The 20,756-nt window shown below is 72.0% G+C and carries 18 protein-coding genes; 11 read left to right on the top strand and 7 right to left on the bottom strand.

Annotated features, from left to right (window positions below; translation table 11 throughout):
* Positions 1-5 precede the first annotated feature (5 nt).
* Together FHX81_RS10285 and FHX81_RS10280 are read left to right on the top strand one after the other, a co-directional pair.
* Positions 6-1,145, top strand: a complete 1,140-nt coding sequence (locus FHX81_RS10285) for a sensor histidine kinase (RefSeq protein WP_211363452.1) — start codon at positions 6-8, stop codon at positions 1,143-1,145.
* Positions 1,142-1,807 (top strand): response regulator, encoded by a 666-nt coding sequence (locus FHX81_RS10280; protein WP_141977283.1) that lies wholly within the window; start codon positions 1,142-1,144, stop codon positions 1,805-1,807. Before FHX81_RS10285 ends, FHX81_RS10280 begins: the two co-directional genes overlap by 4 nt.
* A gap of 4 nt (positions 1,808-1,811) precedes the next feature.
* Here the strand turns inward: FHX81_RS10280 and FHX81_RS10275 are convergent, their stop codons facing one another.
* The 3 genes from FHX81_RS10275 to FHX81_RS10260 form a co-directional block, all read right to left on the bottom strand.
* A complete protein-coding gene (locus tag FHX81_RS10275) occupies positions 1,812-3,218 on the bottom strand; it encodes a sensor histidine kinase (protein WP_246107739.1) in 1,407 nt (468 codons plus the stop codon).
* A complete protein-coding gene (locus FHX81_RS10270) occupies positions 3,215-3,901 on the bottom strand; it encodes a response regulator transcription factor (protein WP_141977281.1) in 687 nt (228 codons plus the stop codon). The genes FHX81_RS10275 and FHX81_RS10270 overlap by 4 nt, the downstream gene beginning before the upstream one ends.
* Positions 3,902-4,477: 576 nt before the next feature.
* On the bottom strand, positions 4,478-5,518 hold the full coding sequence (locus FHX81_RS10260) for a LacI family DNA-binding transcriptional regulator (RefSeq protein WP_141977279.1): 1,041 nt from the start codon (positions 5,516-5,518) through the stop codon (positions 4,478-4,480).
* A 381-nt stretch (positions 5,519-5,899) separates the two neighbouring features.
* Here FHX81_RS10260 and FHX81_RS10255 point away from each other — a divergent pair, with 381 nt between their 5' ends.
* Genes FHX81_RS10255 through arfA form a run of 4 tightly spaced genes read left to right on the top strand, consistent with a single transcriptional unit; the run spans position 5,900 to position 10,578 of the window.
* On the top strand, positions 5,900-7,210 hold the full coding sequence (locus FHX81_RS10255) for an ABC transporter substrate-binding protein (RefSeq protein ID WP_141977277.1): 1,311 nt from the start codon (positions 5,900-5,902) through the stop codon (positions 7,208-7,210).
* 56 nt (positions 7,211-7,266) lie between these two features.
* Positions 7,267-8,229 (top strand): carbohydrate ABC transporter permease, encoded by a 963-nt coding sequence (locus tag FHX81_RS10250; RefSeq protein ID WP_246107738.1) that lies wholly within the window; start codon positions 7,267-7,269, stop codon positions 8,227-8,229.
* Entirely contained in the window at positions 8,226-9,065 is an 840-nt protein-coding gene (locus FHX81_RS10245) for a carbohydrate ABC transporter permease (RefSeq protein ID WP_141977275.1), read from the top strand. The genes FHX81_RS10250 and FHX81_RS10245 overlap by 4 nt, the downstream gene beginning before the upstream one ends.
* 7 nt (positions 9,066-9,072) lie before the next feature.
* A complete protein-coding gene (gene arfA / locus FHX81_RS10240; protein ID WP_141977273.1) occupies positions 9,073-10,578 on the top strand; it encodes an arabinosylfuranosidase ArfA in 1,506 nt (501 codons plus the stop codon).
* Here the strand turns inward: arfA and FHX81_RS10235 are convergent.
* The gene (locus FHX81_RS10235) at positions 10,562-12,670 is read right to left on the bottom strand and encodes an MMPL family transporter (RefSeq protein WP_141977271.1); all 2,109 of its coding nucleotides are present in this window, start codon (positions 12,668-12,670) and stop codon (positions 10,562-10,564) included. The two genes, arfA and FHX81_RS10235, sit on opposite strands and share 17 nt — an antisense overlap.
* A gap of 112 nt (positions 12,671-12,782) precedes the next feature.
* Between FHX81_RS10235 and FHX81_RS10230 the strand changes: the two genes are divergently transcribed.
* The 5 genes from FHX81_RS10230 (at position 12,783) to FHX81_RS10210 (ending at position 17,211) form a co-directional block, all read left to right on the top strand.
* Positions 12,783-13,484: a response regulator transcription factor gene (locus FHX81_RS10230; RefSeq protein ID WP_281291724.1), complete on the top strand. Its 702-nt coding sequence runs from the start codon at positions 12,783-12,785 to the stop codon at positions 13,482-13,484.
* The gene (locus FHX81_RS10225; protein ID WP_141977267.1) at positions 13,484-14,878 is read left to right on the top strand and encodes a sensor histidine kinase; all 1,395 of its coding nucleotides are present in this window, start codon (positions 13,484-13,486) and stop codon (positions 14,876-14,878) included. The genes FHX81_RS10230 and FHX81_RS10225 overlap by 1 nt, the downstream gene beginning before the upstream one ends.
* A gap of 76 nt (positions 14,879-14,954) precedes the next feature.
* On the top strand, positions 14,955-15,350 hold the full coding sequence (locus tag FHX81_RS10220; RefSeq protein ID WP_141977265.1) for a GntR family transcriptional regulator: 396 nt from the start codon (positions 14,955-14,957) through the stop codon (positions 15,348-15,350).
* A complete protein-coding gene (locus FHX81_RS10215) occupies positions 15,347-16,237 on the top strand; it encodes an ABC transporter ATP-binding protein (protein ID WP_141977263.1) in 891 nt (296 codons plus the stop codon). Before FHX81_RS10220 ends, FHX81_RS10215 begins: the two co-directional genes overlap by 4 nt.
* Positions 16,234-17,211, top strand: a complete 978-nt coding sequence (locus FHX81_RS10210; RefSeq protein WP_141977261.1) for an ABC transporter permease subunit — start codon at positions 16,234-16,236, stop codon at positions 17,209-17,211. The genes FHX81_RS10215 and FHX81_RS10210 overlap by 4 nt, the downstream gene beginning before the upstream one ends.
* 99 nt (positions 17,212-17,310) lie before the next feature.
* On the opposite strand, the gene FHX81_RS10205 is transcribed toward FHX81_RS10210, so the two are convergent.
* The 3 genes from FHX81_RS10205 to FHX81_RS10195 all read right to left on the bottom strand — a co-directional run bounded on the left by FHX81_RS10205 (position 17,311) and on the right by FHX81_RS10195 (position 20,686).
* Positions 17,311-19,698 carry an ATP-binding cassette domain-containing protein gene (locus FHX81_RS10205; protein WP_425473880.1) on the bottom strand — a complete coding sequence of 796 codons (2,388 nt, stop codon included), beginning with the start codon at positions 19,696-19,698 and terminating at the stop codon, positions 17,311-17,313.
* A 122-nt stretch (positions 19,699-19,820) separates the two neighbouring features.
* Positions 19,821-20,231 carry a VOC family protein gene (locus tag FHX81_RS10200; protein WP_141977257.1) on the bottom strand — a complete coding sequence of 137 codons (411 nt, stop codon included), beginning with the start codon at positions 20,229-20,231 and terminating at the stop codon, positions 19,821-19,823.
* 5 nt (positions 20,232-20,236) lie between these two features.
* Positions 20,237-20,686 carry a helix-turn-helix transcriptional regulator gene (locus FHX81_RS10195; RefSeq protein WP_141977255.1) on the bottom strand — a complete coding sequence of 150 codons (450 nt, stop codon included), beginning with the start codon at positions 20,684-20,686 and terminating at the stop codon, positions 20,237-20,239.
* Positions 20,687-20,756 lie beyond the last annotated feature (70 nt).

The following is a 20,756-nucleotide window of genomic DNA, read 5'->3' as shown; positions in this document are numbered from 1 at the left end:
TCGGCGTGAGCGAAGAGGGGTGGGTGCGGCGGGTTGCCGACGACCCGCACGTGCCCGTGCCGGCCGTGGTGCTGCTGGGCGCGGGCGCGGTGGGCGAGGCCGTCGTGCGGGGCATGGCCGGTGGCGCCGACCCCCAGCTCGTCCTCGTGCTCGGGCTGCTCGCCCTGGCGACCACCGCGCCGTCCGCGTTCCTGCGCCGGACGCCCGCGGCCGTCGCCGTGTCGGCCGCGGGCGTGTTGTCGCTCGGGCTGTTCCACGACCTCACCGCGGCGGGGCTGGTCGCGCAGGTGCTCGTGCTGTACCGGCTGGGGCGGTCGGGTGGCCAGGTCCTGGCGACGTGCCTGGCCGCGCCGTACGTGCTGCTCGCGCTCGGGCGCGGCGGGGACGCCGTGACGGTGCTGGCGGCGTCACTGGCGTTGCCGGCGGCGTGGGTCGGGATCGCCCGGTGGGCGCGCGCTGAGGCGGTGGTGCACCGGGCGGCGCGCCAGGCCGTGGCCGAGAGCCTGGTGGAGCACACGGCCCGCGGCGAGCGGGCCCGGATCGCCCGCGAGCTGCACGACGTGGTGGCGCACCACATCTCGATGATCGCGGTGCAGGCGGAGACGGCGCGGCTGACCACCCCCGGCATGCCCGCCGCGGGCGCGCAGCGGCTGTCCGAGATCGGCGACACCGCGCGGGCCGGCCTGACCGAGATGCGGCGACTGCTGGGCGTGCTGCGGTCCGACGCGCCGGAAGAGGTCGCCCAACGGCGGCCCCAACCGGGGTTGGCGCAGCTCAACGACCTGCTGGACGAGGTGCGCGGCACGTCCGGCGCGGGCGTGCGGCTCATCGTCTCCGGCACGCCGTCCGGGCTGGCCCCCGGCGTCGAGCTGGCCGCGTACCGGATCGTCCAGGAAGCGCTCACCAACGTGCGGCGGCACGCGCCCGGCGCGGCCGTGGACGTGGAGCTGCACTACACCGAGGAGGCGTTGCGGGTGCGCATCAGGGACAACGGGCCCGGACCGGCCGCCGCGGCGCCCGGCGGGCACGGGCTGACCGGCATGCGGGAACGGGCGGCGGCCGTCGGCGGGCGGGTGCGCACGGGTCCGGCGGCGGTCGGTGGTTTCCTGGTCGAGGCGAGCCTCCCGGCACGGGCGGCCGGGTGAGCACCGTCCGGATCGTGGTCGCCGACGACCACCAGGTGATCCGCGCCGGGTACGCCGCGCTGCTCGACACGCAGCCCGACTTCACCGTCGTCGGCACGGCGTCCGACGGCGACGAGGCGGTGCGGGCGTGCCGCGAGCTGTCGCCCGACGTGGTGCTCATGGACGTGCGGATGCCGGGCGTGGACGGCATCGAGGCGACCCGGCGGCTGGGTGGCCCGGACGGGCCGCGGGTGCTGATCCTGACGACGTTCGACCTGGACGAGTACGTCTACGACGCGTTGCGCGCGGGCGCCGGCGGCTTCCTGCTCAAGGACGTGACGGCCGAGCGGCTGTTCGACGCGGTGCGGGTCGTCGCGGCCGGCGAGGCGTTGCTGGCGCCGACCGTCACCCGCCGCCTGATCGGCGAGTTCGCCCGCCTGCGCCCCGAACCGACCACGCCCGCACCGGCCCTGTCCACCCTCACGCCGCGTGAGACGCAGGTGTTGCGGCTGATCGCCGAGGGCCTGTCGAACACGGAGGTGGCGGCCCGGCTCGTGGTCACCGAGGAGACGGTGAAGACGCACGTGAGCCGGGTGCTGAACAAGCTCGGCCTGCGCGACCGCACCCAGGCCGTGGTCGCGGCCTACGAGTCGGGCCTGGTGGTGCCGGGCTCGCGCGGCTAGCCCGTCAGTCCGGCAGGACGGGCAGCGTCGCGGTCAGGCGAGCGCCGTCGTGCTCCGGCGCGTCGGACACGACGAGCTCGCCGCTGTGCAGTTCGGCGATCCGCCGCGCGATGGGCAGGCCGAGGCCGGTGCCGCCGGTGTCCCGGGTGCGGGCGTCGTCCAGGCGCGTGAAGCGCTCGAACACGCGCTCGCGGTCCTCCAGCGGGATGCCCGGCCCGTCGTCCACGACGTCCAGCCACGCGACGCCGCCGGTCGCGGCCAACCGGACACCCACCCGGCCGGTGGCGTGGCGCTCGGCGTTGTCCAGCAGGTTGTCGAGCAGGCGCGCCAGGAGCGCACGGCTGCCGCGCACGGGGACCGGCCCCTCGTCGACCTCGGTCACCAGGAGGTGGTCGCCGCGGCGGCGTGCGGTGTGCGAGCGCACCAGCTCGGCCAGGTCGACCACGTCGTTCGAGACCGTGCCCGGGGCGTGGTCGAGCCGGGCCAGCAGCAGCAGGTCGCCCGCCAGTTGTTGCAGCCGGTAGGTGTCCTGGAGCGCGCCGTCCACCACGGCGGGCCAGTCGGTCAGGTCCGGGTGGGCGTGGGCGATCTCCAGCTCGGCGCGCAGCGCGGCGATGGGGCCCCGCAGCTCGTGCGACGCGTCGGCGACGAACCGCCGGTTCTCCTCCACCGCGGCCTGCAACCGGTCCAGCGTGGCGTTCACCGTGCCGGCCAGGCGGGCGATCTCGTTGCGCGTGGCGGGCACGGGCACGCGCCGGGACAGGTCGTGCCCGGTGATGTCGGCGACCTCCCGCCGGATGGCCTCCACCGGCCGCAGCACCCGGCCGGTGGCGAACCACACCACGACCGCGGACAGGACGGTGAGCAGCAGGGCTCCGCCGACCAGGCCCAGCACCCGGCGGTTGAGCGCCGCCTGCGCCGCGACGAGACCGTCCCGCAGCGGCGCGGCGAGGCTCGCCACAGGTCGGCCCGGACTGGTCTCCCCGGTGTCGAGCACCTGCCGGGTGGTGATGGCGAGCGGATCGGTGAACGGCCACAGCGACAGCTCCGGCACGTACGCGACCGAGTTGTAGCGCGCCTCCAGGAACACGACCCGGTCGGCGTCGGACAGGCCCGGGACGGCGTGGTCCCCGATCGGCCGCGACGTGATCGCGACCTCGTGCTCCCCGCCCGCGCACTCCTCGCCCAGCGACGTCGTGCCGGAGGTCCGGCGGGTCGCCGCGCCGCCCGCGTCGGTGGACAGCGAGCCGGCGAGGCAGATGACGGTGAGCCTGGTCGGCGCGGTCTCGAACCGCATCGCCTGGTCCCGCAGGAACACGCCGGCCACGGCGGCGATCCCGAGCAGCGGCACGGCGATCACCGCCGTGGCCACCGCCGTCACCGCGACCCGCAACGACCGCCGCCCGCTCACGCGCGCACCTCGCCGTCACCGCGCACGCGGTACCCGACGCCGCGCACGGTCGTGATGGTGCCGCGCCCGAACGGCGCGTCGACCTTGCGCCGCAGGGCGGACACGTAGACCTCGACCAGGTTCGGGTCCGGGTCCTGCGCCGAGCCCCACACGCCCTCGATGACCTCGGCCTTGGTGACCACCCGGTCGCGGTGGCGCACCAGGAACTCCAGCACGGCGAACTCCTTGGGGGTCAACGGGATCGGCACGTCACGGCGGCGGCACACCCGCAGCGCCGGGTCCAGTTCGAGGTCTCCAGCGCGCAGCACCGCCGGCCGCGCCACGCCGCCGCGGCGGACGAGCGCGCGCAACCGGGCCACCAGGACCAGGTAGGAGAACGGCTTGGTCAGGTAGTCGTCCGCGCCCGTGTCCAGCCCCTCGGCCTCGTCCAGCTCGCCGTCCTTGGCCGTGAGCATGAGGATCGGCGTCCACACCCCGGCCGCGCGCAACCGCTCGCACACGCGGAACCCGTTGAGGGACGGCAGCATCACGTCGAGCACGACCACGTCGTAGGAGTGCCGGGTGGCCCGCCGCAGCCCGTCACCGCCGTCGTGCTCGACGTCCACCGCGAACCCCTCGGCGGTGAGGCCGCGGCGGAGCAGTTCGGCCAATCGCCGGTCGTCCTCGACCACCAGAACCCGCATGGGCACAACTATGCCGTGACGCCGTGCGGTGTCGCCTGAAGTCGGCTTCAGGTTCCTTCAGGCCGTTTTCAGGCGTGGGATCACCGGTCCGGAACGCGTCGTCCCCGGTCCGGGCCGCCGCGTACGCGGTCAGCCGGGGTGCGTCCGGGCGGGAGCCGGTGTCCCACGGCCCGCCGACCTCGGCCGATCCGAACACCGCGGACGGGCGCGACACGCTCACCTGCACCCGGTCGGTGGCGATCCGACCCGTCTCCAGGCCGTACCGCGCCGCACCGGTGACGATGCCGTTCGTCGGCGGTCAGGAAGCAGTGGAAGCGCCGGTTCGCCGCCGTGCCGATCCGCGGTCGCCCGGTGCCGGGTCGACGCCTCGGCCGGCCGGTCCTCGTCGAGCCGAGCGCCCAGAGAAGTGCCTGGAGCAACAGAACGGCACAGGATGCTGCCCGCCGTCACCGACGGGTGGCCAGCCGTTGGGAAAGCGCTTGCTTCTCCCATCCGGCGTCCTGAGCGTTGAACTCGGGGTACCTGAGCGTTCGACTCTCGGGACCTGAGCGTTCGACTCTCGGGTGAGTCGAACGGTCAGGGGTGGTTGGAGGTGGGGGTGTGGCGGCCCAGGGTGCTTCGGCGGGCGATCAGGCGGTGGCCGGCGCGGACTTCGACGCCCGGTAGCGGCTCGGTGCTGCCGATGCGCGCGAGCAGGCGTTCCACCGCCGTGGTCGCTATGGTCACCTTGTCCGGCGAGATGGTGCTGATCGTCGGGTTGGAGTAGCGGCCGTCCTCGATGTCGTCGTACCCGACGATCGCGATGTCCTCCGGCACGCGCAGCCCGCGGTCCAGCACCTCGTGCAACGCGCCGAGCGCGACCAGGTCGCTGTAGCAGAACACCGCGTCCGGCGGGTCGTCCCGGTCCAGCAGCAGCCGCATCGCGCCCGACCCGTCGGCCCGGTTGAACCGCGGCGTGCTGATGATCAACGACTCGTCCACCGGCAATCCGGCTTCGGCGTGCGCCCGCCGGTAGCCCAACGTGCGCAGCTGCGCCGCCTCGCCGGTCGGGTACGGCTGGTCGCCGATCGCCGCGATCCGCCGCCGCCCCAGGCCGATCAGGTGCGCGGTCGCCTCCCGGGACGCCGCCACGTCGTCGATCCCGACGTGGTCGAAGGTCCCGTTCGACGACCGCTCCCCGAGCACCACCAGCGGCAACGTGGGGTCGCCGTCGTCCAGGTCCTCCTGCGCGAGCCCGAGCGGGCTGAAGATCATGCCGTCGAACAGCAGCGCCCGCGCGCCGCGCCGGATCAGCTCCCGCTCGTGCGCCGGGTCGCCGTCGGTCTGGTCGATCAGCACGTTGTAACCGCGTTCCCGCGCCCTCGGGATGATCGCCTGGAGCAGCTCGGCGAAGTACGGCGTGTCCAGGTACGGCACGACCACCGCGATCTGCCCGGACCGGCCGTTGGCCAGGTTGCGGGCCAGCACGTTGGGCCGGTAGCCCAGTTCCCGGATCGCCCGCTCCACCTTCTCGCGGGTCCGCTCGGTGACCCTGGCGTAGCCGTTGACCACGTTCGAGACCGTCCGCGCGGACACGCCCGCGAGCTCGGCTACGTCACGCAGCGTGGCGTCGCGCATCGTTCTCCTCCGTCGGACCGGCGCGGCGGCCCCACCGCTACAGCGCTGCAAAGGAGTGTGCACGCAGGTCCGCGCGGCGACAAGTCCCGTCCGGAGGGCACGCGCAGCCGTCTCAAATATCGTTTCAATTAAATCCACATGAGGTCTTGCAGCGCGGCAAAACCCCGTCCATAGTGCTTTGCAGCGCAGCAAGACCGGTGCCACGGCGGCAGACCCGGCGGGGTCCCCAGGACCCGTCGGCCGTGGTGCGACACCCGGACCCGGCCTCCAGGGCGCCTGTTCGTGCCTCGCGGGGTCGCCCCTCACCTCGTCCGTCTCGTTCACGCACCGTGATCGCGGTCGCGCATGCCCGGACGCATGCCGCGACGGAAAGGCGCACTCATGCTCGGCACCACCTGGTTGGCGAAGCTCCGAGGAGGGCTCGCCGCCTGCGGCCTGCTCGCCGTGGCCGCGTGCGGCGGCGCGGGCGACGACGACGGGCCCGTGACGGTGTCCGTCTGGGCCTGGTACCCGGAGTTCAAGGGGGTGGTCGAGGCGTTCAACGCCTCGCACCCCGACATCAAGGTCGAGTGGACCAACGCCGGCACCGGAGCGGACCACTACGCCAAGCTCAAGACCGCGATCACCGCGGGCAAGGGCGCGCCGGACGTGGCGATGGTGGAGTTCCAGCAGATCCCCACCTTCGTCATCCTCGACGCGCTGGCGGACATGGGCGAGCACGGCGCCAACGAGGACGAGGGCCTCTACGCCGAGTGGGCATGGGAGCAGGCCACCGATGGTGACAAGGTCTACGCGATCCCGGTCGACGGCGGCCCGATGGCCTTCATGTACCGCAAGGACCTGTTCGACCAGCACGGCATCCCGGTGCCGGCCACGTGGGCCGAGTACGCCGAGGCGGCCGTGAAGATCAAGGCCGTCGACCCGAACGCGCACATCGCGAGCTTCGGCAGCGACGGCGGCTGGCTCAACGGCCTGATGTGGCAGTCCGGCTGCCGCCCGTACGGCTACTCGCACACCACCGCCAAGGACCAGGTGAAGATCGACCTGACCGCGCCGGAGTGCAAGCGCGTGGTCGACCTGCACGGCGACCTGGTCGACAAGGGCCTCATGGCCAAGGACCCCTTCTTCACCGCCGACGCCACCGCCGCGCTGGACTCGGGCAAGTACTGGACGTGGGCGGCGGCCGGCTGGACCCCCGGCTACCTGGCGGGCTCGTTGAAGAACACCGCGGGCAAGTGGGCGGTCGCGCCGATGCCGCAGTGGACCGCGGGCGCCGACGAGCAGGGCGACTGGGGCGGCTCCACGTTCACCGTGACCAAGCAGGCCAAGAACCCGAAGGCGGCGACCACCGTGGCGCGGGAGCTGTTCGGCAGGTCCGCGGCGGCCTGGGACATCGGCTTGGACAAGGCGTTCCTCTACCCGCTGGTCAAGGACGTCGCGGCGGACCCGGCGTTCACCGGCAAGGCCTACGACTTCTTCAACGGCCAGAAGGTCAACGAGATCTTCGTGCCGGTGTCGGAGAAGCTCGGTGACTTCCAGTTCACGCCGTTCCAGGACTTCGTCTACGGCGAGCTGAACGACCGCAGCGCCGAGGCGCTGTCGGGCAGCCGGTCGTGGGACACGGTGCTGGAGGAGACGCAGAAGAACGTGGTGGCGTACGCGGAGCAGCAGGGCTTCAAGGTCAGCCGGTAGCCCACCGGCGGCCCGCTCCGGCGGGCCGCCGCCCACGTCCAGTCAGGAGGTCCACCGTGACGCGATCCCTGCCGATCACGGCGCCCGAGGCGGACGACCCGCCGACCCCGCCGGTCGAGTCGCGCGCGCGTCGGCGGGCGCGCCGGGTCACCGCGCGTCCCGTGGCGGGGATGCTGTTCGTCCTGCCGTTCTTCCTCGTCGTCGTCACGTTCCTGGTCGTGCCGCTCGGGTACGCGTTCTGGCTCAGCCTGTCCAGCAAGAGCCTGGCGCTGGGCACGCGGTTCAGCGGCCTGGACAACTACGTGCGCGCGTTCACCGACCCGGTGCTCCTGGACGGCTTGCTGCGGGTCGTCCTCTTCGGACTCGTGCAGATCCCGATCATGCTCGGCATCGCGTTGGCGGGCGCGCTCGTGCTCGACGCGGTGACGACGAAGTTCGCCATGGCGTTCCGGCTCATCGCGTTCATGCCCTACGCCGTGCCCGCCGTCGTCGGCGCGCTCATGTGGGGCTTCCTCTACAGCCGCACGTTCGGCCCGTTCGCCGACCTGCCCACGCTCGTGGGCGGCGACCCGATCGACTTCTTCAGCGTGTCGTTGCTGCTGGTGTCGCTGGGCAACATCGTGACGTGGGCGTGGACCGGCTACAACATGATCATCCTGTACTCGGCGTTGCAGGGCGTGCCGCGGGAGGTGCACGAGGCCGCGGTGATCGACGGCGCCACGCCGGTGCAGGTCGCGCTGCGGGTCAAGGTGCCCGCGATCAAGCAGGCGATCTCGCTGGCCGCGATCTTCACCGTCATCGGCACCATGCAGTTCTTCACCGAGCCGCAGATCATGGCCCGGTTCGCGCCGCAGATCTCGGCCGGCTACACGCCGAACCTCTACGCGTACAACCAGGCGTTCGCGTACTCGGACTTCCACTACTCCGCCGCGGTCTCCTTCGCGCTCGGCTTCCTGGTGTTCGTGGTGGCCTACGCGTTCGTGTTCGTCAACAACCGCAGGCGGGGGAAGCGCGCATGAAGGTGAAGACCCGGCTCCCGCACCTGTTCATGGGCGCGGGCATCCTGTACTTCCTGGTGCCGCTGCTGTGGGTCGTCATCGCGGCCACCAAGAGCCAGCCCGACCTGCTCGACAGCCCGGCGCTGTGGTTCGCCGAGTTCAACCTCTTCGAGAACGTCGGGCTGCTGTTCCGCGAGGACGACGGCGTCTACGGCCGGTGGCTGGTCAACACCGCCCTGTACTCGGGGCTGAGCGCGGTCGGCGCGACGGCGCTCGCCGCCGCCGCGGGCTACGGCCTGGCGCGGTTCCAGTTCCTGGGCAAGCGGTTGTTCGAGACGGCGCTGCTGGGCATGATCATGGTGCCGGCCACCGCGCTGGTGCTGCCGACCTACCTGATCCTGTCGGAGGTGGAGCTGGTCGACACGATGTGGGCGGTGATCCTGCCGTCGCTGCTGAGCCCGTTCGGCGCGTACCTGATCCGGGTGTACGTGGACGAGAGCGTGCCGGTCGAACTGCTCGACGCCGCCCGCATCGACCGGGCGGGTGAGCTGCGCATCTTCTGGCAGATCGTGGTGCCGATGATGAGACCCGCCATCGTCACCGTCTTCCTGTTCACCCTGGTCGCGACCTGGAACAACTACTTCCTGCCGCTGGTGATGCTCAGCGACGCCGACCTCTACCCGCTCACCGTGGGCCTGACCACCTGGTTCAACACCGCCCAGCAGGAGGCAGGCACCCGCATGCTGTTCAACCTCGTGGTGACCGGCTCACTGCTGGCCATAGTCCCGCTCATCGTCGCCTTCGTCCTGCTGCAGCGCTTCTGGCGCAGCGGTGCGGCGGCAGGCGCCCTGAAGTAGGAGCACCGTGCTCAACGCATCCCTTGCCCTCAACCCCGACTACGTCATCGCGCCCGTGCGACGCCGGCTCTTCGGGTCGTTCGTCGAGCACATGGGCCGCTGCGTCTACACCGGCATCTACGAACCCGGGCACCCGACCGCCGACGAGGACGGGTTCCGCGGCGACGTGCTGGAGCTGACCCGTGAACTGGGGGTCGAGCTGGTCCGCTACCCCGGCGGGAACTTCGTCTCCGGTTACCGCTGGGAGGACGGCATCGGTCCGGTCTCGCAGCGGCCGGTGCGGCGCGAGCTCGCCTGGCACAGCCTGGAGACCAACGAGGTCGGCGTCGACGAGTTCGTCCGCTGGGCACGCAAGGCCGACGTCGAGGTGATGTACGCGGTCAACCTCGGCACGCGCGGTGTCGCCGAGGCGCTCGACGTGCACGAGTACATGAACCACGAAGGCGGCACGCACCTGTCGGACCTGCGCCGCGCCAACGGCTCGGAGGAGCCGCACGGCGTCAAGCTGTGGTGCCTGGGCAACGAGCTGGACGGCCCGTGGCAGCTCGGCCACAAGACCGCGCACGAGTACGGCCGGCTGGCCGCCGAGACCGCCCGCGCGCTGCGCCAGGCGGAGCCGGACCTGGAGCTGGTGGCCTGCGGCAGCTCCGGCTCGTCCATGCCGACGTTCGGCGAGTGGGAGTCCACCGTCCTGGAGCTGGCGTACGACGAGGTGGACCACATCTCGCTGCACGCCTACTACGAGGTCATCGACGGCGACGTGGACAGCTTCCTCGCCTCCGCCACGGACATGGACCACTTCATCGACAGCGTGGTGGCCACCGCGGACGCGGTCGGCGCGAAGCTGAAGAGCAGCAAGAAGATCAACCTGTCGTTCGACGAGTGGAACGTCTGGTACATGAAGCGGTTCCAGGCGGAGCGGCGCACCGAGTGGGAGGTCGCGCCGCGGGTCATCGAGGACCAGTACGACGTGACCGACGCCGTCGTGGTCGGCAACCTGCTGATCTCGTTGCTGCGCCACAGCGACCGGGTCGCGGTGGCGTGCCAGGCGCAGCTGGTCAACGTGATCGCGCCGATCCGCAGCGAGCCGGGCGGCTCGGCGTGGCGGCAGACGACCTTCCACCCCTTCGCGTTGACGTCGCGGCTGGCGCGAGGTCGGGTGCTGCGCGTGGAGACGTCCTCGCCGACCTACGAGACGAAGCGCTTCGGCGCCGTCCCGGTGGTCGACGCGGTCGCCACGCACGACGAGGAGTCCGGCGACACGGTGGTGTTCGTGGTCAACCGGCACCGCGCGGAGCCGGTCGACCTGCGCGTGGGCCTGGCCGCGTTCGGCGACGTCGAGGTGGCCGAGGCGTGGCTGGTGCACGACCCGGACGGCTCGGCGACGAACACCGAGGCCGACCCGGACCGGGTCGTGCCCCGGCCGCAGGAGGCGACCATCGCGGACGGCGAGCTGCACGCCGTCCTGCCGCCCGTGTCGTGGACCGCCGTGCGGCTCAGCCCTCGTTCGTGAGCCCGCGGGTGGGCGGCACGCGCAGCAGGCGTGCCGCCCACCCGGGCAGCCACCAGTTCCACCGGCCCATCACCGCGACCGCGGCGGGCACCAGCACCGACCTGATCAGGGTGGCGTCGAGCAGGATGCCGAGCGCGACGCCGGAGGCGAAGATCGCCACGTCGAGCTCGCCGCCCGCGGCCATCGAGGCGAACGAGCAGAACAGGATCAGCGCCGCCGCCGTGACCAGCCCGCCGGTGCGGCCGATCCCGCGCACGACCGCCTCCCGCGGGTCACCGGTCCGGTCGTGCTCCTCGCGCATCCGGGCGATGATGAACACCTCGTAGTCCATCGACAGCCCGTAGAGGAACGCGAAGATCGTCACCGGGACGAACGTGCCGATCGCGCCGTCGGGCCGGATGCCGAGCAGCGCCTCGGTGCCCCAGCCCCACTGCCACACCACCACCATCGCGCCGAGCACCGCGCCCAGCGACAGCAGGTTGAGCAGGATCGCCTTGAGCGGCAGCAGCAGCGAGCGGAACGCCCGGGCCAGCATCACGAACGTGACGGCGGCGAGCAGCGCGAGCATCCACGGGAACGCCGAGTACGTCACGTCGACGTAGTCCAGCTGCTGGGCCGCGTTCCCGCCGACGAGCACCCCGTCGGGCACCGCGGCGCGGACCTGCCGGATCAGCCGCTCACCGGCGTCCGACCCGCCTTCGGGCACGGGCAGCACGGTCACCAGCGCGGACCCGTCCACCCGCCACCGGGCGTCGTCGGGCGCGGTCACGGCGTGCACGCCCGGCAGCGCGGCGACCTCCGCCGCGACCCGCGCGGCGTCCCGACCCGGCGGCACGTACACGTCGAACGACGTGAGCACACCGGACGGCACGCCGGCCTCCCGCAGCGCCACCAGCCCGTCGTGCCCGCTGCCGGACCGCGCCAGGTCGTCGGTCACCGGCACGCTGAGGTTGAGGCCGAGGGCGATGACCGACAGGCCGACCAGCGCACCGGCGGACAGCAGCAGCGCGGGCACCCGGTGCCGCACCACGAGCCGGGCCCACGCCGTCCACCGCCGTTCCGGTCGCGGGGGCTTGGCCGACGCGCGGGCCAGCAGGACCGGCAGCACGGTGAGCGACACGAGCGCGCTCGCGAGCGTGACCACCATGCCGCCGACGCCGAGGCTGCGCAGCAACGGGACCGGCAGCACGACCATGGTCACCAGGCCGATGGCGACCGCACCGCCGCTGAACACGATCGCGTGCCCCGCGGTGGCCATCGCCCGGTGCACGGCCTCCTCGCCGTCACCGCCCCGCGCCCGCTCCTCGCGCCAGCGGGACACCAGGATCAACGCGTAGTCCACCGCGATGCCGATGCCGAACAGCGGCAGCATGATCACCGTCGTCTCGTGCACCTCGATGAACGCGCTCGCCACCAGCAGGCCGATGAACGACACGGGCACCGCGACGAACGCGGTCAGCAGCGGCACGAGCGCCAGCACCGAGCGGAACACCCACACCAGCACGGCGATCGCCCCGACGACGGTGATCACCAGCTTGAGCGGCACGTCCAGGCCGCCGGTGTCGGCGCCGGTGGCCAGCGGGTCGAGGCCGGTCACGTGCAGCACCGCGCCGGTGGGCAGGTGGGGGCGCATGGCCTCGGCGACGGCCGAGCCGAGGTCGGAGCCCTCGCCGAGCGCGCTGCCGGGCAGACCACCCTGCTCCACCCGGGGCCCGTGGACGAGGCCGAACGTGGTGCGGCCGTCGTGCCCGACGAACGCCGGGTCGCCGGTGTCGGCGTAGGACACCACCCTGGCGTCGTCGGTGATCGCGCCGAACGCCCCGGCCAGCGCCTCCCGCACGCCCGGTGACGTCACCGTCACGCCGTCCGGCAGCGTGACCACCGGCACGAACGGCCGTTCGTAGCCGCCGGTGCCGTAGGTCTGCATGATCTGCCGGTTGGCCTCGTAGGCGGGCAGGCCGGGGTAGTCGTTGCGCTCGGAGGCGTTCGGCAGCACCAGGGCGAGCGCGCCACCCCCGGCCAGCATCAGCACGAGGGTCAACGCGCCGACGAGCCGTCGGTGGCCGAGCACGAATCGGGACAGCTTCTCCATGGCCACCAGCGCACCAGCCCGATCTTCCGCCGCCGTGCGAGCGCGCTTGGAGTTCTCTGTGAAAGCGGCGGATCGCGCCGCCGGCGGTGGGTCGCCGGGTGAGACTGTCCCGGTGACACCACCCCTGCGGATCCTCGTGGTCGACGACGAGGCATACCTGGCGGAACTGGTCGCCATGGCGTTGCGCTACGAGGGCTTCGAGACGGCCACCGCGGCGAGCCGTGCGGAGGCCCGGACCCGGACGGCCGCGTTCGAGCCCGACCTGCTGGTGCTGGACGTGGTGCTGCCCGACGGTTCGGGCGTCGACTTCTGCCGCGAGCTGCGCCGGGCGGGCCACCGGGCGCCGGTCGTCTTCCTCACCGCCCGCGACGCCACCGAGGACAAGATCACCGGGCTGACCGCGGGCGGCGACGACTACGTCACCAAGCCGTTCAGCATCGAGGAGCTGGTCGTGCGGGTGCGCGCGGTGCTGCGCCGGTCCCACCCGGACACCCGGGGCGCCGAGCGCCTCGGGTTCGCCGACCTGGAGATCGACGAGGACGCGCACACCGTGCGCCGCCACGGCGAGGCGATCGACCTCACGCCGACCGAGTTCAAGCTGCTGCGCTACCTCGTGGCCAACGCGGGCCGGGTGCGGTCCAAGCGCCAGATCCTGGACCACGTGTGGGAGTACGACTTCGGCGGCAACGACTCGGTCGTCCAGACCTACATCTCCTACCTGCGCCGCAAGGTCGACGCGTTCGAGCCGCCGTTGATCCACACCGTCCCGCGCGTGGGCTACGTCGTGCGGCTGCCCGAGGCCCGGCGCGCCTGATGTCGCTGCGGACCAGGTTGGTGCTCACGGTCGTGGGCCTGCTCGCCCTGTGCCTCGCGGTGTCGGTCGGCGCGATCTTCGGCGCGTTGCAGGACTGGACCGGTGACCAGCACGACGACGTGCTCACCGCCGTGGGGCAGGACTTCCGGCGCGAGCTGCGCGCGGGCGGCGGCACGCCGTCGGACGGCGTGGTCGACCGGGTGTGGCGCTCGGCCGCCGCACGGGGTGACGTGCCGTCGTTCTTCCAGGTCCGCGGGCCGGACGGCCGGGTGCGGCAGACGACGGCGTTCGGCGCGACGCCCGCGCTGCCGGACCCGTTGACGGACGACCTGTGGCCCGCGGAGGTGACGGAGGCGAACCCGGACGGCGGGCGGTTCGCCGACGTCGGCGACTGGCTGGTGCGGACCTCGCGGGTGGCCGAACGCGGTGACGTGCTCGTGGTGGGGATGCCGGTCGCGAAGTCGGCCGAACTGCTGGACCGGGTGCGCAACGTCGCCGTGACCTCGGGGCTCGTGGCGCTGGCCGCCGTCGCGCTGCTGTCACTGCGGGCGGTGCGGCGCGCGTTGCGCCCGTTGGAGGGGATCTCGGCGACCGCGGCGGCCATCGGGTCGGGCGACCTGACCCGGCGCGTGGAAGGGGCGGGCGCCCGCACGGAGGTCGGGCGGCTGGGGGACGCGCTGAACGCGATGCTGGGCCAACTGGAGTCGGCGTTCCGGCAGCGCGAGGCGTCCGAGGACCGGTTGCGCCGGTTCGTCGCGGACGCGTCGCACGAGCTGCGCACTCCGATCGCCACCATCCGCGGCTACGCGGAGCTGTTCCGGCGCGGAGCCGCCGGCCGGCCGGAGGACTTGGGGACGGCGCTGCGGCGGATCGAGTCGGAGGCCGAGCGGATGGGCTCGCTGGTCGACGAGCTGTTGCTGCTGGCGCGCCTGGACCAGGGTCGACCCCTGATCCGTGAGCCGGTCGAGCTGACCGACCTGGCGGCCGACGCGGTCGCGGACGCGTTGACCGCTCAGCCGGCGCACCCCGTGGAGCTGGACTACGACGGGCCGGTGACGGTCACCGGTGACGCCGACCGGTTGCGGCAGGTCCTGGGCAACCTGTTGGCGAACGTCGCCCGGCACACGCCGGTCGGAACGAGGACGCGGGTACGCATCCGGGCCGAGGGCGGCTTCGCCGTGCTGGAGGTCTCCGACGACGGGCCGGGATTGTCGGACGAGGACCGTGGTCGGGTGTTCGAGCGGTTCCACCGGTCGGCCGGCGCGCGTGGTGGTGGTGCGGGGCTGGGGCTGTCGATCGTGGCCGCGGTCGCGGAGGCACACGGGGGACGGGCCGAGGTGGGGGATACGCCCGGAGGCGGGGCGACGTTCGTCGTGACGTTGCCCGTGGGATGACCCGTGCCCCGATGTCGGCAGTTGACCGGTCGTTTACTGCTTTACTATGGTACTAGAAAAGCAGTAAGGGGTATCCGTGTTCGTCTTCAGGCTCGACACCCACTCCGGCGTGCCGCCGTACCTGCAACTCGTCCACCAGGTCCGCCAAGCGGTGCTGCTGGGCTTCCTCCACCCCGGTGACCGGCTCCCGCTCATCCGCGAGGTGGTCGAGGAGCTGGCGATCAACCCGAACACCGTCGCCAAGGCGTACCGGCAGATGGAGCAGGAGAACCTGGTCACCGGTCGGCCCGGGCAGGGTACGTTCGTCAACGAGCAGCAGTCGGCCGTGATGCCGGCCTCGACGTACACCTCGCTGCGCCGCGGCCTGGCGACCTGGCTGCGCCGGGCCTACGCGGCCGGCCTCGACGAGCAGGCGGTCAACGCGCTCCTCGCGTCCGTCCACCAGCAGATCCGCAACGAGGGCGTGGCGTGAACGCGACCGGGCTCGCGCTGCGCACCGACGGTCTGGGCAAGCGGTACCGGAAGGGCTGGGCGCTGCGCGACTGCACCCTCGCCCTGCCGACGGGTGGCGTGATCGCCCTGGTCGGCCCGAACGGCGCGGGCAAGACCACGCTGCTGCGCCTCGTCGTCGGGTTGCTGGCACCGAGCACCGGCACCGTCGAAGTCCTCGGCCACGACGTCACCGCCAGCACCCCGCGAACCCTGTCCCGGATCGGGTTCCTGGCCCAGGACCACCCGCTGTACAAGCGCTTCACCGTCGCCGAGATGCTCCGCTTCGGCCGGGCCTGCAACCTGCGGTTCGACCAGGCGCTGGCCGAGCGCCGGCTGGCGAAGCTGGGCATCCCGCTCGACCGCAGGGCCGGCACGCTCTCCGGCGGGCAGCAGGCGCAGGTCGCCCTGGCCCTGGCCTTGGCGAAGCGGCCGGACCTGCTCGTCCTCGACGAACCGGTGGCCAGCCTCGACCCCCTGGCCCGGCACGAGTTCCTCCAGGTCCTCATGGGAGCGGTGGCCGAAGGCGGGGTGACCGTCCTGTTCTCCTCCCACGTCGTGCACGAGCTGGAGCGCGTCTGCGACCACCTGATCGTGCTCAACCAGGGCCGGGTCACGCTCGCCGGCGACATCGACACCCTCCTCACCGAGCACCGGCTGCTCGTCGGCCCGCGCACGGCCACCGACCTGGACCGGTCCGGCACCGTCGTGGAGGCCGTCCACAGCGACCGGCACACGACCCTGCTGGTGCGCGACGGCGCGCTCCCGACCGCGCCGAACTGGCAGGCCGAGCCGGTCGCGCTGGAGGACCTGGTGCTGGCGTACCTGCGCCGGCCGTCCGACCCGGACACGTCGGAGGGGGCGGCATGACCTGGTTGATCTGGCGCCAGCACCGGACCGAGGTCTGCGTCCTCGGCCTGCTGGTCGGCATGTTCGGCGCCGCCCTGCTCGTGCTCGGGGCGCAGGCCCACGACCTGTTCCCCGGCGGTCCCGCCCGGTGCGCGGGCGAGGCCGGTTTCACCGACGTCTGCACGGCCTCCTTCCGCAGGCTGGACGAGCAGTACGGCTTCGTCGAGAACCTCCTCGCGGCCTTCTACCTGGTCCCCGTCGTCATCGGCGCGTTCCTCGGCGCGCCACTGCTGGCACGCGAACTGGAAGAGGGCACCTGGCAGCTCGCCTGGACCCAAGCCGTGCCGCGCATGCGCTGGCTGGCGGCCAAGCTCGCCGCACTGGCCGGCGTCACCGTCGCACTCACCGGAGCCTTCACCGCCGTCCTCACCTGGTTCCGCCAACCGTTCGACGCGTGGGAAGGCCGATTCCAGTACGACGCCTTCGACCTGCAGGGACTCGTTCCCCCTGCCTACGCGCTGTTCGCGTTCGCCACGGCCACCGCCGCCGGAGCGCTCCTGCGCCGCAGCCTGCCCGCCTTCGGCGTCGCGTTCGGCGCGTTCCTCGCCACCCGCATGCCGGTGGCACTACTGGCCCGCCCCTCCTACGCCACACCGCTCACCACCACGGAACCGATCCCGGTCGCCGACCCGACGGACCGGGCGGACCACCACGCCGCGCCCACCTTCGCCGACTGGACGATCGACCACGGCTACGCCGACACCACCGGGCACAGGCTGAGCTCGACCGAGTACTACGACCTGGAAGCCGCCGCCAACCAAGCCGGCACCAACGTCAACCAGTTCCTGCGCGCACAGGGCATCCAGCAGTTCAAGGTCTACCACCCAGCCGACCGCTTCTGGACGTTCCAGTTCATCGAGGCGACCCTGTTCCTCGCCGCCGCCGCAGCCTTGATCGCCGTCGTGGTGTGGCGGGTACGCCGCCGCCTGCTCTAGCCGCCGGCACGAAACCCGCCACCCACTCGACGGCAGCCGACAACGGACCGGGTCGTCATCCTGCTGGTCCGCCCGTCCGGCGAGGACGCTCTTGATCTTTCACCCGACATACGCCGCCAAGTGCTCACCGGTCAACGTCGCCTTCTTGGTGACCAGCTCACCCGGCGTGCCCTCGAAAACGACCCGCCCACCATCATGACCCGGTCCCGGACCCAGGTCGATGATCCAATCCGCGTGCGCCATGACCGCCTGGTGGTGCTCGATCACGATGACCGACTTGCCCGCGTCGACCAACCGGTCCAGCAGCCCCAGCAACTGCTCCACATCAGCCAGGTGCAACCCCGTCGTCGGCTCGTCCAGGATGTAGACCCCGCCCTGCTCGGCCATCTGCGTGGCCAACTTCAACCGCTGCCGCTCACCACCGGACAACGTGGTCAGCGGCTGCCCCAGCGTCAGGTAACCCAACCCGACGTCGGCCAACCGGTCGAGGATCTTGTGCGCGGCGGGCGTGCGTGCCTCGCCCTCGGCGAAGAACGCCTCCGCCTCCACCACGGACATGGCGAGCACCTCCGCGATGTCCTTGCCACCCAGCGCGTACTCCAGCACCGCCGCCTGGAAACGCTTGCCCTCGCAGTCCTCGCAAGTGGACTCGACGGTCGCCATCACACCCAGCTCGGTGTAGATGACGCCCGCACCGTTGCAGGTCGGGCAAGCGCCCTCGGAGTTCGAGCTGAACAGCGCGGGCTTCACGCCGTTGGCCTTGGCGAACGCCTTCCGGATCGGCTCGAGCAGCCCGGTGTAGGTCGCCGGGTTGCTGCGTCGCGAACCCCGGATCGCACCCTGGTCGATGACCACCACGCCGTCGCGCCCGGCGACCGAGCCGTGGATCAACGAGCTCTTGCCGGACCCCGCCACGCCGGTGACGGCGCACAGCACGCCGAGCGGGATGTCCACGTCGACGTCACGCAGGTTGTGGGTGTTCGCGCCGCGCACCTCCAGCGCGCCCGACGGCGTGCGCACCGACGGCTTCACCGCCGCCCGGTCGTCCAGGTGCCGACCGGTCAGCGTGTCGGCGGCGCGCAGCTCGTCGACCGTGCCCTCGAACACCACCTCACCACCGCCCGTGCCGGCCTTGGGGCCGAGGTCCACGACGTGGTCGGCGATCGCGATCACCTCGGGCTTGTGCTCGACCACCAGCACGGTGTTGCCCTTGTCCCGCAACTGGAGCAGCAGGGCGTTCATCCGGTCGATGTCGTGCGGGTGCAGGCCGATGGTGGGCTCGTCGAACACGTACGTCACGTCGGTGAGCGACGACCCCAGGTGGCGGATCAGCTTGGTGCGCTGCGCCTCACCGCCCGACAGCGTCCCCGAGGGCCGGTCGAGCGAGAGGTAGCCGAGCCCGATGTCCACGAAGGAGTCGAGCGTCCGCCCCAGGTTCGCCAGCAGCGGCGCGACCGACGGCTCGTCGAGACCCCGGACCCACTCGGCGAGGTCGCTGATCTGCATCGCGCACACGTCCGCGATGTTGCTGCCCCTGATCTTGGACGACAGGGCTTCCTTGGCCAGCCGCGTGCCGCCGCAGTCAGGGCACGTCGTGAACGTCACCGCCCGTTCCACGAACGCGCGGATGTGCGGCTGGAGGGAGTCGACGTCCTTGGACAGGTAGGACTTCTGGATCGACGGGATCAGGCCCGAGTAGGTCAGGTTGATGCCCTCGATCTTGATCTTCGTGGGCTCCTTGTGGAGCAGGTCGTGCAGCTCCCGCTTGGTGTACTTGCGGATCGGCTTGTCCGGGTCGAAGAAGCCGCAGCCGCGGAAGATGCGGCCGTACCAGCCGTCCATGCTGTAGCCGGGGATGGTGAGCGCGCCCTCGTTGAGCGACTTGCCGTCGTCGTACAGCGCGGTGAGGTCGATGTCGTTGACCGAACCCATGCCCTCGCAGCGCGGGCACATGCCGCCGAGCCGGGTGAACGTCGCCTTCTCGGCCTTGGTCTTGCCCCCGCGCTCCACCGTGATCGCGCCGCTGGCCTTCACCGACGGCACGTTGAACGAGTACGCGTTGGGCGGGCCGATGTGCGGGCTGCCCAACCGGCTGAACAGGATGCGCAGCATCGCGTTGGTGTCGGTGACGGTGCCGACCGTGGAACGGGGGTTCGCGCCCAGCCGCTCCTGGTCGACGATGATCGCCGTGGTCAGCCCTTCGAGCACGTCGACCTCGGGGCGCGCCAGGCTCGGCATGAAACCCTGCACGAACGCGCTGTAGGTCTCGTTGATCATCCGCTGCGACTCGGCGGCGATCGTGCCGAACACCAGCGAGCTCTTGCCCGAGCCGGACACGCCGGTGAACACGGTCAGCCGGCGCTTCGGGATCTCGACGCTGACGTCCTTGAGGTTGTTCACGCGCGCGCCCTGCACGCGGATGAGGTCGTGGCTGTCGGCGAGGTGCGGCTCGGGCGACGGCGCGTTCTTCCTCGTGGCCATGCTTATCGTGTCTCCATCTGCTCGTGCGGCACGCGTTCTCGGTAGCGGTGGTGGGGCCGCCCCGCCCTCACGGGCGTCGGAGCGGGGCGGCGCCGTCCGTTGTGGACGCTGCGGACGTCGTGGACGGCTCAGCGCAGCTGCTGGATGCGGACCAGGTTGCCCGCCGGGTCGCGGAAGGCGCAGTCGCGCACGCCGTAGGGGTGCTCGGTCGGCTCCTGCACCACGTCCGCGCCCGTGGCCTGGAGCTTGTCGAACGTGGCGTCGAGGTCCTTCGCGCCGAGGTTGATGGCGGCGTAGGTGCCCTTGGCCATCATCTCGGTGATGGTGCGGCGCTCCTCGTCGGTGACGCCCGGGTCGGCCGCGGGCGGGTGCAGCACGACGGAGGTGTCGGGCTGGCCGACGGGACCGACCGTGATCCACCGCATGCCCTCGTAGCCGACGTCGTTGCGGACCTCGAAGCCGAGCGCGTCGCGGTAGAAGGCCAGCGCGGCCTCCGGGTCGTCCTGCGGGAGGAAGGTCTGGTGAATGGTGATGTCCATGGCGATCACGCTAGGTGCGGCCCGGCCGGGGGCGCTTCTCGATTCCTGACCGGTCTGGTGACCTGCTTGGCCACGCACGCCGGCATGCCCGCGGTCGCGGCCGACGGGTCCTGCCGGTAGGTGCTGGGCGGCACGCCGACCAGCTCCGTGAAGCGGGTGCTGAAGGTGCCCAGCGACGAGCAGCCGACCTCGAAGCAGACCTCCGTGACGCTGAGGTCGCCCCGGCGCAGCAGCGCCATCGCGCGTTCGATGCGCCGCGTCATCAGGTAGGAGTACGGCGACTCACCGTAAGCGAGTCGGAACTGCCGGCTGAGGTGCCCGGCCGACATGTTCACGCCCCGGGCGAGCGCTTCGACGTCCAGCGGTTGCGCGTACTCGCGGTCGATCCGGTCGCGGACGCGGCGCAACCGGGCGAGGTCGCCCAGGCGGTGAGCCTGCGCAGGTCTGCTGGTCACCTGGCCGATGGTGCCACATGGCGGGACACCGGGCAGGCGATCGACCCACTTCCCCGGCACGCTCCCGCGC

This window comes from Saccharothrix saharensis, assembly GCF_006716745.1.
In the GTDB taxonomy this organism is placed as follows: domain Bacteria; phylum Actinomycetota; class Actinomycetes; order Mycobacteriales; family Pseudonocardiaceae; genus Actinosynnema; species Actinosynnema saharense.
Note: the sequence above shows the minus strand (reverse complement) of the source record. Positions and strands in the feature narration are given on the sequence as shown.